This is a genomic window from Duganella levis, assembly GCF_009857605.1.
Taxonomy (GTDB): Bacteria; Pseudomonadota; Gammaproteobacteria; order Burkholderiales; family Burkholderiaceae_D; genus Rugamonas; species Rugamonas levis.
This window is the reverse complement of the sequence record NZ_WWCT01000002.1, coordinates 426,029-440,124: the sequence shown is the minus strand read 5'-3', so window position 1 is coordinate 440,124 and position 14,096 is coordinate 426,029. Positions and strand designations below refer to the sequence as shown.

General features: G+C 63.4%; 14 protein-coding genes. 11 read left to right on the top strand and 3 right to left on the bottom strand.

Translation table 11 applies throughout. The annotated features are described in order from the left end of the window. Positions 1–53: 53 nt before the first annotated feature. From dapC to GTP69_RS04930, 8 genes are all read left to right on the top strand, one after another. Positions 54–1,265, top strand: a complete 1,212-nt coding sequence (gene dapC, locus GTP69_RS04965) for a succinyldiaminopimelate transaminase (protein WP_161053824.1) — start codon at positions 54–56, stop codon at positions 1,263–1,265. 10 nt (positions 1,266–1,275) lie between these two features. Then, the gene (dapD, locus tag GTP69_RS04960) at positions 1,276–2,103 is read left to right on the top strand and encodes a 2,3,4,5-tetrahydropyridine-2,6-dicarboxylate N-succinyltransferase (protein WP_161047232.1); all 828 of its coding nucleotides are present in this window, start codon (positions 1,276–1,278) and stop codon (positions 2,101–2,103) included. Positions 2,104–2,127: 24 nt separating this feature from the next. Beyond that, positions 2,128–3,270, top strand: a complete 1,143-nt coding sequence (locus GTP69_RS04955; RefSeq protein ID WP_161053823.1) for a PilT/PilU family type 4a pilus ATPase — start codon at positions 2,128–2,130, stop codon at positions 3,268–3,270. A 7-nt stretch (positions 3,271–3,277) separates the two neighbouring features. After that, positions 3,278–3,829, top strand: coding sequence for a glutathione peroxidase (locus GTP69_RS04950; RefSeq protein WP_161053822.1), 552 nt, complete (start codon positions 3,278–3,280; stop codon positions 3,827–3,829). Between the two features lie 109 nt (positions 3,830–3,938). Beyond that, complete coding sequence (locus GTP69_RS04945) at positions 3,939–4,292, top strand: ArsC family reductase (RefSeq protein WP_161053821.1); 354 nt, start codon at positions 3,939–3,941, stop codon at positions 4,290–4,292. Between the two features lies 1 nt (position 4,293). After that, on the top strand, positions 4,294–5,427 hold the full coding sequence (gene dapE / locus GTP69_RS04940; RefSeq protein WP_161053879.1) for a succinyl-diaminopimelate desuccinylase: 1,134 nt from the start codon (positions 4,294–4,296) through the stop codon (positions 5,425–5,427). A 46-nt stretch (positions 5,428–5,473) separates the two neighbouring features. Beyond that, positions 5,474–6,361 (top strand): 50S ribosomal protein L3 N(5)-glutamine methyltransferase, encoded by an 888-nt coding sequence (prmB, locus tag GTP69_RS04935; protein WP_161053820.1) that lies wholly within the window; start codon positions 5,474–5,476, stop codon positions 6,359–6,361. Positions 6,362–6,373: 12 nt separating this feature from the next. Then, a complete protein-coding gene (locus GTP69_RS04930; RefSeq protein ID WP_161053819.1) occupies positions 6,374–8,380 on the top strand; it encodes an ATP-binding cassette domain-containing protein in 2,007 nt (668 codons plus the stop codon). Between the two features lie 10 nt (positions 8,381–8,390). Here the strand turns inward: GTP69_RS04930 and GTP69_RS04925 are convergent, their stop codons facing one another. Further along, positions 8,391–8,870, bottom strand: a complete 480-nt coding sequence (locus GTP69_RS04925) for a chemotaxis protein CheW (RefSeq protein ID WP_161053818.1) — start codon at positions 8,868–8,870, stop codon at positions 8,391–8,393. Between the two features lie 114 nt (positions 8,871–8,984). Here GTP69_RS04925 and arfB point away from each other — a divergent pair, with 114 nt between their 5' ends. Beyond that, positions 8,985–9,380, top strand: coding sequence for an alternative ribosome rescue aminoacyl-tRNA hydrolase ArfB (gene arfB, locus GTP69_RS04920; protein WP_161053817.1), 396 nt, complete (start codon positions 8,985–8,987; stop codon positions 9,378–9,380). On the opposite strand, the gene GTP69_RS04915 is transcribed toward arfB, so the two are convergent. Then, positions 9,377–10,093 (bottom strand): sulfite exporter TauE/SafE family protein, encoded by a 717-nt coding sequence (locus GTP69_RS04915; protein ID WP_308494409.1) that lies wholly within the window; start codon positions 10,091–10,093, stop codon positions 9,377–9,379. The genes arfB and GTP69_RS04915 overlap by 4 nt on opposite strands. Before the next feature lie 77 nt (positions 10,094–10,170). Between GTP69_RS04915 and GTP69_RS04910 the strand changes: the two genes are divergently transcribed. After that, on the top strand, positions 10,171–11,061 hold the full coding sequence (locus GTP69_RS04910) for a LysR family transcriptional regulator (protein ID WP_161053815.1): 891 nt from the start codon (positions 10,171–10,173) through the stop codon (positions 11,059–11,061). Between the two features lie 72 nt (positions 11,062–11,133). Next, the gene (locus GTP69_RS04905; protein WP_161053814.1) at positions 11,134–12,234 is read left to right on the top strand and encodes a M23 family metallopeptidase; all 1,101 of its coding nucleotides are present in this window, start codon (positions 11,134–11,136) and stop codon (positions 12,232–12,234) included. Here GTP69_RS04905 and GTP69_RS04900 read toward each other — a convergent pair. Next, on the bottom strand, positions 12,209–14,074 hold the full coding sequence (locus tag GTP69_RS04900) for a flagellar assembly protein A (RefSeq protein WP_371867804.1): 1,866 nt from the start codon (positions 14,072–14,074) through the stop codon (positions 12,209–12,211). The genes GTP69_RS04905 and GTP69_RS04900 overlap by 26 nt on opposite strands. Positions 14,075–14,096 lie beyond the last annotated feature (22 nt).

Sequence of the window (14,096 nt, the reverse complement as noted above, 5' to 3'; positions counted from 1 at the left end):
AACAATTTAGCATGGATGACCGGGCAGGCGTGGAGGCGCTATAATCAAAGACTATGAATCCACTTCTCGACAAGCTGCATCCCTACCCGTTCGAAAAACTGCGTCTGCTGTTTGAGCAGGTCACGCCCGCCCCCGAGTACAAGGCCATCAGCCTTGGCATGGGTGAGCCCAAGCATCCGACGCCCAAGTTCATCGAGCAGGCGCTGGCCGACAACCTGGCCGGTCTGGCCGTCTATCCAACCACCATCGGTTCGCCCGAGATGCGCGCCGCCATCGCCGGGTGGCTGGAACGCCGCTACAACCTGCCCAAGCTGAATCCCGCCACCCAGGTGCTGCCGGTGAACGGCTCGCGCGAGGCGCTGTTTGCGCTGGCCCAGGCAGTGATCGACAAGGACGCCAAGTCGCTGGTGGTCAGCCCGAATCCGTTCTACCAGATTTATGAAGGCGCGGCCTACCTGGCCGGCGCCGAGCCGTACTTCATCAACTCCGACCCGTCACGCAACTTCGGCTGCGACTACGACAGTATTCCGGCCGAGGTATGGCAGCGCGTGGCGCTGCTGTTCGTCTGCTCGCCGGGCAACCCGACCGGCGCCGTGCTGTCGCTGACCGACTGGGAAAACCTGTTCGCGCTGTCGGAGCGCTACAACTTCATCATCGCCGCCGACGAGTGCTACTCCGAGATCTACCAGGGCGAGCCGCCGCTGGGCGCGATGGAAGCGGCCCATCAACTGGGCCTGGCCACGATCGACCAGCCGTATGCGCGCCTGGTGGTGTTCAGCAGCCTGTCGAAGCGCTCCAACGTGCCGGGCATGCGCTCGGGCTTTGTGGCCGGCGACGCCGACGTGCTGAAAAAATTCCTGTTGTACCGCACCTATCACGGCGGCGCCATGAGCCTCTCCGTGCAGGCTGCGTCGATCGCGGCGTGGAACGACGAAACCCATGTCGAACAAAACCGCGAACAATACCGCGCCAAGTTCAACGCCATCACGCCTTTGCTGAAGGAAGTGCTGGATGTCGAACTGCCGGACGCCGGCTTCTACCTGTGGGCTGACGTCAGCCGCACCGGCCTGTCCGACACCGAATTCGCTCAGCGCCTGTACGCCGAATATAATGTCACCGTACTGCCGGGCAGCTACCTGGCGCGCGAAGCGCATGGCGTCAACCCAGGCCGCAACCGCATCCGCATGGCACTGGTCGCCGAAACGGCGGAAGGCCTGGAAGCGGCCCAGCGCATCGTCCAATTCTGCAAGTCCCTTAATAAATAAAGAGTCCATCATGAGCCAACAACTCCAGAACATCATCGAAACCGCCTGGGAAGACCGCGCGAACATCAACCCGTCCAACGGCGCCGCCGAACTGCGCGAAGCAGTCAACCACGTGCTGGCTGGCCTGGACGCGGGCACCATTCGCGTAGCCGACAAAGCCACCGGCACCTGGGTGGTCAACCAGTGGGTCAAGAAGGCCGTGCTGCTGTCGTTCCGCCTGGAGAACAACGTCGTGCTGCCATCGGACGGCACCATGCAGTTCTACGACAAAGTGCCGACCAAGTTCGCCAACTACACCGCCGACGATTTCGCCAAGGGCGGTTTCCGCGTGGTGCCGCCAGCTGTGGCGCGCCGCGGTTCCTTCATCGCCAAGAACGTGGTGCTGATGCCGTCCTACGTCAACATCGGCGCCTACGTCGATGAAGGCGCGATGGTCGACACCTGGGCCACCGTCGGTTCGTGCGCGCAGATCGGCAAGAACGTCCACCTGTCGGGCGGCGTTGGCATCGGCGGCGTGCTGGAACCTATGCAAGCCAATCCGACCATCATCGAAGACAACTGCTTCATCGGCGCCCGTTCGGAAATCGTCGAAGGCGTGATCGTCGAAGAGAACTCGGTGATCTCGATGGGCGTGTACATCGGCCAGTCGACCAAGATCTACGACCGCGCCACCGGCGAAGTGACCTACGGCCGCGTGCCTTCGGGTTCGGTGGTGGTATCGGGTTCGCTGCCATCGGAAGACGGCAAGTACTCGCTGTACTGCGCGGTGATCGTCAAGCGCGTCGATGCGCAGACCCGCTCCAAAACCAGCATCAACGAACTGCTGCGCGGCGTTTAATGTAGTACAAACCGGAGATTCGCCATGGCCATGGACCGCCTGTTCCAGCTGATGAAGGAAAAAAACGCGTCGGACATGTTCTTCGCGGTGAACTCTCCGGTTCACATCAAGATCAACGGGAACCTCATCCCGATCAACCAGCAAAAGCTGGAGCCGGAAAACATCCATGCCCTGCTGGCGGAAATCGCCACGCCGGAGCAGATGGACGAACTGGCTGACACCAATGAATTGAACATGGGCGTGTCGGTGCCGAATCTGGGCCGCTTCCGCCTGTCGGCGTTCAAGCAGCGCGGCAGCATCTCCGCCGTGTTCCGCTTTGTGCCCGCCACCATCCCGCTGCTGGCCGATTTGCAGCTGCCGTCGGTGCTGGCGGACCTGATCATGGAAAAGCGCGGCTTGCTGCTGCTGGTGGGCGCCACCGGATCCGGCAAATCGACCACCATCGCCTCGATGCTGGATCACCGCAACGACCTCCGCTCCGGCCATATCCTGACGCTGGAAGATCCGATCGAGTACCTGTTCCGCAACAAGAAATCCATCGTCAACCAGCGCGAGATCGGCAGCGACGCCAGGGACTTTGCCACCGCGCTGCGCAACTCGATGCGCCAGGCGCCGGACTGCATTCTGATCGGCGAGATCCGCGACAAGGAGACCATGGCGGCGGCGCTGGCCTACGCGCAGTCGGGCCACCTGGTGCTGGCGACGCTGCACGCCAATAACAGCTACAACGCGCTCAATCGCATCATCAGCTTCTATCCGATCGAAAACCGCCCTGCCCTGCTGCAGGATCTGTCGAGCGCCATCAAGGCGATTGTGTCGCAGCGGCTGGTGCGCTCGGTCAACGGCGGCACGCGCTCGGCGGCGGTGGAGGTGATGGTCAATACGCGCTACATCTCGGACCTGATCGAGCAAGGCGAAATTGGCCAGATCAAGGAAGCGATGGAGAAGAGTCTGTCGCCCGGCTCGCAATCGTTTGAGCAGTCGCTGCTCAAGCTGGTGCAGGATGGGCTGATCAGCCAGGACGAAGCGCTGGCCAACGCCGATTCAGCCACCAATCTGCTGTGGCTCATCAATAATGGCCCGGACAGCAAAACCGCCCAGGCCGAACCGGAGGCCAAGCCGCCTGCCAGCGAAGCCTCCTTCACCGAATTCACCCTGAATACTTGAGGTCCATATGAGCCAACCTGTCTACGACATTCCAGTGCGCCGCATTGACGGCGAAGAAACCAGCATCGGCGCCTATCGCGGCAAAGTCGTGCTGGTGGTGAACGTGGCTTCCGCCTGCGGCCTGACGCCGCAATACGAAGGCCTGGAAAAGCTGTACGAGGAAAAGCAGGCCGAGGGCCTGGTGGTGGCGGGCTTCCCGGCCAACGAATTCGGCGAGCAGGAGTCGGGCACCAATGAAGAAATCGCCGCCTTCTGTACCAGCAAATTCAGCGTCAAGTTTCCGCTGTTTGAAAAAATCGTCGTCAAGGGTCCGGGCCAGCATCCGCTGTACCAGCGCCTGATCGAGGAACAGCCGCAGGCGCAGGAAAAGCCGGGCAGCGACTTCCGCGCCAAGCTGGCCGGTTACGGCATCAAACAGGACAACCCGACCGACGTGCTGTGGAACTTCGAGAAATTCCTGATCAGTAAAGAAGGCAAGGTAGTCGGCCGCTTCGCGCCGGACACCACCACCGACGACGCCCTGCTGAAGGAAGCGATCGAGCGCGAACTGCGCGCCTGATGGACGCGGCGGCGGACCCGGCACTCCGCTCATAGCCGGCGGTGCCGGGCGACTATCAGTCCGGCTACCGGGCGTGGTATCCTACCGGGTCCAACTTCCCCGACCTATCATGACCATTACCGTCTACGGCATCCCGAACTGCGATACCGTCAAAAAAGCACGCACCTGGCTGGCCGACCAGCAGCAGGAATTTGTCTTCCACGATTTTAAAAAGCAGGGCCTGAGCCGCGACATCGTCGCCGGCTGGCTGAAACACCTGTCGCGCGATGTACTGGTGAACCGCAAGGGCACCACGTGGCGCGCGCTGTCCGATGAGCGCAAGGCGTCGATCGTCGACGACGAGGCGGCCATCGCCCTGATGCTGGAAAATCCGTCCGTGATCAAGCGCCCGGTGCTGGACAAGGACGGCGCCTTCTCGGTCGGCTTCTCCGACGCGCAATACCAACAAATTTTCAATGGCTGATATGACTCCCTCCAAGACCCTGGCGCTGACCGAAAAGCTGATCTCCCTGTCGTCCGTCACGCCTGACGACAAGGGCTGCCAGCAGCACCTGATCGACCTGCTGACGCCTCTGGGCTTCGCCTGCGAGACCATCGAATCGAACGGCGTGACCAACCTGTGGGCGCGGCGTGGCACGACCTCGCCGGTGATGGTGTTCGCCGGCCATACCGACGTGGTGCCAACCGGCCCGGTCGAACAATGGCGCTCGCAGCCCTTCACGCCGACCCACCGCGACGGCAAGCTGTATGGCCGTGGCGCCGCCGATATGAAAACCTCGATCGCCGCCTTCGTCGTGGCCTGCGAAGAGTTCATCGCCAAGCACGCCGACCACAAAGGCTCGATCGCCTTCCTGATCACCAGCGATGAAGAAGGCCCGGCCACCGACGGCACCGTCATCGTCTGCAATCTGCTGAAGGAACGCGGCGAGACGCTGGACTACTGCATCGTCGGCGAGCCAACCTCGGACGAAACGCTGGGCGACATGATCAAGAACGGCCGCCGTGGCTCGCTGTCCGGCAAGCTGACGATCAAGGGCGTGCAAGGCCATATCGCCTATCCGCAACTGGCCAAGAACCCGATCCACCTGGGCGCGCCGGCGCTGGCCGAACTGGCGGCCGAAGTCTGGGACCACGGTAACGAGTACTACCTGCCGACCTCCTGGCAGATGTCCAACATTAACGCCGGCACCGGCGCCAATAACGTCATCCCTGGCGAAATGGTAGTCGACTTCAACTTCCGCTTCTCCACCGCCAGCACCCACGAAGAGCTGAAACGCCGCGTGCACGCCATCCTGGACAAGCACCATCTGCATTACGACATCAAATGGGCGCTGAGCGGCCTGCCGTTCCTGACCCCGCGCGGCACCCTGAGTGACGCGCTGTCGGCGGCGATCAAGTCGGAAACCGGCGTCACCACCGAATTGTCGACCACCGGCGGCACCTCGGACGGCCGCTTTATCGCGCAGATCTGCCCTCAGGTGATAGAATTCGGGCCTCCCAACGCAAGTATCCACAAGATCGATGAGCATATCGAGCTGCGATTTGTCGATCCGCTGAAGAATATCTATCGCCGCACGCTGGAAAACCTGCTGACGTAAACAGCAGCGCGGCGTGGGCTCCGATGACCGTTTTACCGAGATAGCCATGAACACGACTCTTTTCACCACGCCGCGCGACCTGCTGCGCTACACCGTCACCCGCTTCAACACCGCCAAGCTGTTCTTCGGCCATGGCAGCACCGAAGCATATGACGAAGCAGCCTATCTGATCCTGCACACGCTCAAGCTGCCGCTGGACCTGCTCGATCCCTTCCTGGACGCCAAGCTGCTGCCGGAAGAAGTGGCTGCGGTGCTGGCCGTGATCGACCGCCGCACCAACGACCGCGTGCCGGCTGCCTACATCACCAACGAAGCCTTCCTCGGCAGCTACAAGTTCTACGTCGACGAGCGCACCATCGTGCCGCGCTCCTTCATCGCCGAGCTGATTCCGGAATACTTCGCGCCGTGGGTCAACGAGCCTGAGAATGTGTCCAACATCCTGGAACTGTGCACCGGGTCCGGCTGCCTGGCCATCATGATGGCCGACGCCTTCCCGGATGCCGCCGTCGATGCGGTCGATATCTCGGCCGACGCGCTGGAAGTCGCCAAGCGCAACGTCGCCACCTACGAGCTGGAAGACCGTTTGACGCTGATCCAGTCCGACCTGTACGCCAATGTGCCGAACAAGAAGTATGACCTGATCATCACCAATCCGCCGTACGTGAACTCGGCGTCGATGAGCAAGCTGCCGATGGAATACCGCGCCGAGCCTGAACTGGCGCTGGATGGCGGCAAGGATGGCATGGACCTGGTGCGCCGCATCGTGGCCGGCGCCGCCGAACGCCTGACCGACGACGGCCTGCTGATCGTCGAAATCGGCAATGAAAAAGAATTCGCCGAAGCCGCATTCGGTGAACTTGGCCTGACGTGGCTCACCACCAGCAATGGCGACGACATGGTCTTCCTGCTGACCGCCGACCAGTTGAAACTCTAAGAAGAATACGCAATGATCCGTTTTAACCAAGTAAGCCTGATGCGCGGCATAAAGCCGCTGCTGGAACAAGTCGACGTTACCCTCAATCCTGGCGATAAGATTGGCCTGATCGGCGCCAATGGCGCCGGCAAATCCAGCCTGTTCGCGATGATGCGCGGCGAGCTGCACCCGGACCAGGGCGATATCGATTTCCCGGCCAAATGGCGTGTCGCCTACGTGGCGCAGGAAACGCCGCCGCTGGAACGCGCGGCGCTGGACTACGCCATCGACGGCGACGTCACACTGCGCAAGCTGGAAGCCGAACTGGCGCGCCTGGAGTCGGAACCGGAAACCACCGAAAACGGCATCGCCATCGGTGAAATCTACAGCGCGCTGGCCGATGCCGACGCCTACACCGTGCAGTCGCGCGGCGAACAGCTGCTGCTGGGCCTTGGCTTCTCGCTGGACCAGATGCAGCAACCGGTGGCCAGCTTCTCCGGCGGCTGGCGCATGCGTTTGAATCTGGCGCAGGCGCTGATGTGCCCTTCCGACCTGCTGCTGCTCGATGAACCAACCAATCACCTGGATCTGGACGCGATCATCTGGCTGGAAGACTGGCTGAAACGCTACCCTGGCACGCTGCTGATCATCTCCCACGATCGCGACTTCCTCGACGAAATCGTCAACGTGGTGGTGCACATCGATGAGCGCAAGCTGAAACGCTACTCGGGCAACTACTCGGCCTTCGAACGTCAGCGCGCAGCGCAGATGATCCTGGCCGCCGGCGCGCTGGAAAAGCAGCAGCGCAAACGCGCCCACCTGGAATCGTTCGTCAACCGCTTCAAGGCACAAGCCTCCAAGGCCCGTCAAGCGCAGAGCCGCATGAAGGCGCTGGCCAAGATGGAAGAACTGGCGCCGTTGCGGGCTGCCGCCGAATTCTCGTTTGAATTCCGCGAGCCGCTGAGCGCACCGAACCCGCTGCTGGTGATGGAAGACGTCGATGCAGGCTACAAGATCGAAGACCAGGCGACCGGCGAGATCACGCACAAGACCATCGTCAACAACATCAACTTCTCGCTACAGATCGGCCAGCGTATCGGCCTGCTGGGTGTGAACGGCGCCGGTAAATCGACGCTGATCAAGACCATCGCCGGCGACATCACGCCGCTGACCGGCGAATCGACCACTGGCAAGGGCCTGAACATTGGTTACTTCGCCCAGCACCAGGTAGAGATGCTGCGTCACGACGAATCGCCGCTGTGGCACCTGGCGAAGATCGCGCCGACGGTGCGCGAGCAGGAACTGCGCAACTTCCTGGGCGGCTTTAACTTCCCGGGCACCATGGTCACCAGCTCGATCGCGCCGTTCTCCGGCGGCGAGAAAGCGCGCCTGGCACTGGCGCTGATCGTCTGGCAGCGCCCTAACCTGCTGCTGCTCGATGAACCGACCAATCACCTGGATCTGGAAACCCGCGAAGCGTTGACCGAAGCGCTGGCGCAGTTCGAAGGCACGCTGGTAGTGGTATCCCACGATCGCCACCTGCTGCGCGCCACCACCGACCAGTTCATCATTGTCGCCGACGGCAAGCTGCAACCGTTCGACGGCGACCTGGATGACTACAAGGATTGGCTGTTCCAGACCAAGCTGGGTAAAGGCACCGACGTGCTGCCGGCGGCGGGCAAGGAAAACAAAACCGCGTTCCCGGTGCAGTCGCCGGTCGCGCCGGAAAAGGCTGCGGTTGATGCGCCGGTGGTCAACACCAAGGAACAGAAGCGCAAGGAGGCGGAAGAGCGCCAGCGCCTGTCCGCGCTGCGCAAGCCGCTGGAGCAGAAGATCAAGCGCCTGGACGAGCAGATCGCCAAGCGCACCGCGCAGAAGGCGGAAGTGGAAGCCAAGTTGGGCGAAGAGTCGATCTACGACGCCGCCAACAAGGCCAAGCTGAAACAACTGCTGGCCGACCAGACCTTCTTCAACAAAGACCTGGGCGAGCTGGAAGCCCAGTGGCTGGAGTTGAACGAGCAGATGGAAGCACTCGGCTAAGCTTTAGCCGCTAGGCCGCCTGGCGGGCGCCGAATTGCACTTTGCGGATGGACATCAGCTTATCGATGTCCACCACGATCAAACGGCGCCCGTCCACCTCCCCCAGTCCGATCAGATAGTCCACCGCCGCTGCGCCGGCAATCGGCTGCACCTGATCGAGCTTCAGCGCGACGATATCCGTCACGCCATCTACCACCATCCCCATCACGCAACTCGATAGCTTGAGAATAATCACGTCGGTCAGCGGATCATGCTGCGGCGGGCGCGGGCCGAAGGCGATGCGCATATCGACGATCGGCATGATCACGCCGCGCGACACCACCACGCCGCTGATAATCTCGCCGTCATCCGACGAGAAGCGCTCCAATGCCTGCAACGGGCGCAATTCCTGCACCTTGCTGAAATCCAGCGCGTAATCGAGTCCGCCGAGCCGGAATACCAGATACTGCTGCGCCTCAGCGGCGCTGGCCTGCGTGGTCGAGGAAGACATGTTGATCCTTTCGTTCGGAGAACAGCAAGTGCCATCCTAACCGCGCGCGCCGCGATCGGCGTTGACAGGCATCAACCTTCCCCGGCGCGTTGGCGTGTTTGCTACAATCGCCGTATGAACCAGATTAATCCCGATGAAGTGGAATTCACCGCCATCCGCGCTCAGGGGCCGGGCGGGCAGAATGTGAACAAGGTGTCGAACGCCGTGCATGTACGCTTCGACATCGCCGCGTCGTCGCTGCCCGACCATATCAAGCAACGCATGCTGGCCCTGCGCGACAGTCGCCTCACGCGCGAAGGCGTGGTCGTGATGAAGGCGCAGCAGTCGCGCAGCCTGGGCGCCAACAAGCAGGACGCGTTGCGCCGCCTGCAGGAGATGGTCGACAGCGTGGCCGTGCTGCCCGCCGTCCGCCGTGCCACCAAGCCCACCATGGGATCGCAACGCCGCCGCCTCGAAGGCAAGGCCAAGGACGGCGAACGCAAACAGATGCGCGGCAAAGTCAATTTTTAGAGTCGGATCAGCTGGTGCGCACCCAGTGCCAGCAAAGCGATAAAGAAACAGCGCCGGAATACGGCCGGCGGCATGCGGTCGCGCAGCCATTGCCCCAGCTGCATGCCGGCGACGGCAGGAATCAAGGTCAGCACCGAAGCGCCAGCCGCCGTTGCATGCCAGGTGCCATTCAGCGTCAACATCACCGCCAGCGCCAGTGTGCCAATGGTGAAAGCCATGCCCAGCGCCTGCACCAGATCGTCCTTGTTCAGATTGAGCGCCTGCAGATACGGCGCTACCGGCATGACAAAGACGCCGGTAACGCCCGCCATCAGCCCCGTCGCCGCGCCGGCCAGCGGACCAGCCCAGCGCTGATGGCGCTCCGCCACCTGCGCGCGCCAGCCGCTCAGCCCCAGTAAGCCATAGCCCACCAGCGCCAACCCGAGCACCGCCCCGCTCCAGGACGCTGCGCCCAGCCAGCCGGCAGCCGCCACGCCAACGCAGATGGCCAGCATCACCCATTTGAAGCGCTGCCACAGCGGATAGACGGACGGGCCGGCCGCCAGTTGCCATACATTCGTCACAGACGAAGGCACAATCAGCAGCGCGGCGGCGGACAGCGGCGGCATGCGCAACGACAGCAGCGCGATCGCCACGGTCGGCAAGCCCATGCCGGTAACGCCCTTGACCAGGCCTGCCACGATGAAAACAACGGTAATAAATAAGGTATCCATGAGCGCCATTGTGCCCTCCCGCGCCATGGTTGAAAATCTGGCATATACTGAGGCAGACTTCGGATTATCCATAGGCTATGCGCTTCGACCTGACCGATCTTAAGCTGTTCATCCATATCGCCGACAGCGGCAGCATTACGGCTGGCGCGCAGTTGGCGCATATGGCGCTGCCCTCGGCCAGCGCCCGCGTACGCGGCATGGAGGAAGCGCTGAATGTGCCACTGCTGCAACGCGGCCGGCGCGGCGCCGAACCCACCGAGGCCGGACGCACGCTGCTACAGCATGCGCGTGCCATTACCCGCCAGGTGGAGGACATGCACGCCGACCTGGCGCAATTCGCTACCGGCTTGAAAGGCCAGGTGCGGCTGCTGTGCAATACCTCCGCCATGACCGAGTTCCTGCCGGACGCGCTGGCGGCGTTCCTGAAAACGCATCCACAACTGAGCATCAACCTGGAAGAGCGCCTGAGCCGTGACATCGTGCAGGCGCTGGCCGACGGCGTGGCGGACATCGGCATCATCTCGGATGCAGTGGACCACGCCGCGCTGCAAACCTTCCCCTTCCGCGACGACCCGCTGGTGCTGGCGATGGCGCGCAGCCATCCGCTGGCGCACACGCTCGGCCACAGGCGCCACCTGGCGTTTGCCGATGCGCTGGACCACGACTTTATCGGACTGGCCGGCGACAGCGCCTTTCAGCAGCAAGTGGCCGAACAAGCGGCGCGGCTGGGCCGCCGGCTGCACTGCAAGATCCGCCTGCGCAGCTTTGAAGCGATGGCCCGCATGGCCGCCAGCGGCGCCGGCCTGGCGCTGCTGCCCGAAACCGCCGCCCGCCGCAGCCCGGACGAACTGCGCATCGTCAAGCTGAGCGACGCCTGGGCTGACCGCAAACTGCTGGTCTGCGTGCGCGACGAAGCCGCGCTGCCCGGCTACGCGCGCGAGCTGCTGGCCGCACTGGTGCTGGCATAAATTCATCGCAAATTGGCAGTCTCGGTACCCGGCCGGATTCTAAGATGCCTGCTTTAGTCCACCGGCCAGGCCATGTCGATCAAAACCCTTGCTGTACTGTGCTGCACCATCGCCTCGGCACACGCCGCCATGCCCCAGGGCTGCGACGACATCCCCGCAGCACCGCCGGCCGCACAGATCCGCCAACCCGCCTTCCCGCCGGTCCAGCTGGAGATCCGCACACCGCAACCGCCGACGGCTTTCCCCATTGAAGGCCGCAACCTGCTGCTATATGAACTGCACCTGCACACGTATGCGGACCAGCCGCTGCCGGTCAAGGGCGTGGAAGTCATCAGCGACCAGGGCAAGCTGCTGGCCAGCGTCAGCGAGGCGCAACTCAAGAGCCGCATGCAGCAATATGGCAGCGGCGGCACGGCCGTGGTCTTTCTCTGCCTGGCGTTTGACGGCGCCGCCGTGCCGCAGGGGCTGCGCAACCGCGTGCTGCTTGGCGACGGCTATGCCGATGGCCCACTGATCGGCACCCACACCACACAATTGAAAACGCTGGGTCCACCGTTGAGCGGCCCCGGTTGGAGCGCCGACAATGGCCCCAGCCTGGAGTCGCATCACCGCACCGGCGTATTCGTCGCCGGCGGCCTGGCCTACAACACGCGCCGCTACGCCATCGACTGGAAGAAGTATCAGGACGGCCAACCCTACAAGGGCGATCCGCGCGACGCCCACGCGCACCTGGCCTACGGCGCGGAAGTGCTGGCGGTGGCCGACGGCATGGTGATCGCCGCCCGCAACGACGCGCCGGACAACGTGCCACGCACCAGCGCCGGCTTCACGCCGGCAGTGCCAATGACGATGGATAAACTGGCCGGCAATTTCATCGTGATCGACTTGGGTGACGGCCAGTATGCGCAGTACGCGCACCTGCGGCCCGGCAGCGTCAAGGTCAGAGCCGGCGACCGGGTGCGACGCGGCCAGCCGGTGGCGCAGGTTGGCATCTCAGGCGACGCGCGCGTGCCGCACCTGCATTTTCAGGTATCCAACAGCGCCGACTTCATGAGCGGTGAAGGCCTGCCTTACGTGATCGACGCCTTCCAGCTGAACGGCCAGCGCCGCAGCGCCGAGTATCCACCCGACGGCGCCGTGGTCGGCTTCACTCCACGTACGGCGCCCAATTGATCGCCCCCACCGGGCCTGAGTGCAGCACCGTCATGCCCGGCGTGGCGGTGCGCACCTTGGCTTTCAGTTCCTTGGCCGGCCGGTCGTATGGCGGCGGTTCGCCCGGCACAAAGCTCATGGTCCGCAGCAGCACGTCGCCGGTGATCAGCTCCACCGTGCAGCGCGAGCCGCGTATCAGCGCGGCCTTCTGGCGCTGCACCTGATCGACCTCGCCCTGCGCCTGTTCCTGCTGCACCTGCGCCGCCTTGATCGCCAGCGAAATCTTCGCCACCTGGCGCAGCGACGGGCCGACCGCCTCCGCCATCTTCTGGAACAGCGGCAGCTGCTCCGGCGTCAGCACCACCTCGCGCTTGCGCACGCGCGTGGCCAGCGTCAGGTAGTTGCGCACTTCGGTCTGGCCGGTGATGGTATCCATTTCGGCCTTGCGTGCATCCGCTTCGCGCGCCGCGTGCTGCACCTTGGGCTGCAACTCGGCGATCTTCTTGTCGAACTTCGTGGTGTCCGGCACCAGCGCGTACAGCAGCATCTCGTTCTGCTTGCGCGGACCGGCGTGCACGATCTCGATCTTGCGGGCGGCGATGGCGCAGCCTTCCGCCACCTTGATGACCACTTCATCGGCCATGATCTCGCAGTTACTGGCCTCGCCGATCACCACCCGGCTGCCGGAGATGATGCAGCTCTCGGCGCGCGTCAGGGCCACCTCGCCGCGCCTGGTTTGCAGCACCGCGCCGGAGGCCACGCCGCGCACGCGGATCGCGCCATCGGCATTGGTGACGGTGCCGCCCATCAGGTTTTTACTCAGCAGCACATCGCCGCCGCGCGAGACGATATTCCCGAACACGTCGCCGTGGATGGTGATGTTGCCGCCGTCGACCAGGCGCTGTTCCTGGACGTCGCCGAATTCCTCATACTCGCCGGTCAGCTGCAGATTGCCGGTGGTGCGCGCGCTCACGCCTTCGCGGCTGATGATCTTGGGCCCGATCGACAGCCGCTTGCTGGCCGGGTCCACGCTCAAAAAACCTTCGACCGCCGACACCAGGAATTCGCCGCCGCGCAGGTTCTCAATCACCGTGCCGTCGCCGGCCACGCTGGCCAGTTCGATATCCTTAGGCAGCGGCGGCTCCAGCACCAGTCCTGACAACTCATACCCGCGCACGCCCGCCGCGAGCGGCATCTTGCGCAGCAGCTTGACGTTCGGCTTCACCTGCGGGAAGCGGTTCTGGAACGATTGCAGGTCCAACCGGCCGTCGCCCATGTCCTTGGGCGCATTGCTGCGGTGGATATCCTGCGAGACTTCAACGATGGCAGCATCCTTGCCCGGCACCGCGTTCAGGCGCCGCGCGACGATGATGCGCGCCAGCCTCCCGGTGGCAATCACGTCGCGCACCGCCGGCGCGTCGATGCCGAAGCGGATGCCCTTGACCCACATATCGGCGACGAATTCGTCGAAGTTCAGGCGCGCCGGTTGCGGTGGCATATCAGGGACGTCGAAGAACACCGGCTCGAAGTAGTATTCGGCCTCGCCGTTGATGACCTTGACGGTCTTGTACAAGGCGCGGCGCGGCGCGTGGAATGGTTCGATGGCGTCGGCAAAGCGCAGCAGCGGCTGGTCGCGCAGGGTTTCCGGCAGGTCCGGGCCAACGTTGTACAGCATCTTGCTGAACACCGCGTAATCCAGCCCGGCGAAATAGGCGCTGCCCATGAAGACCTGGCTGGCCGCCAGGGCGCAAGCCACGGCCGACGCATCGCCCTTGAAGAAGATGCCGTCGGCGCGCTTGACGATCGCTGTCGGGAGATCGCCTTCCGCAGTTGGTTCCAGCGCCGTAGCGTCGTCTGACACAGTCTAATCCCCAGGAAGATGT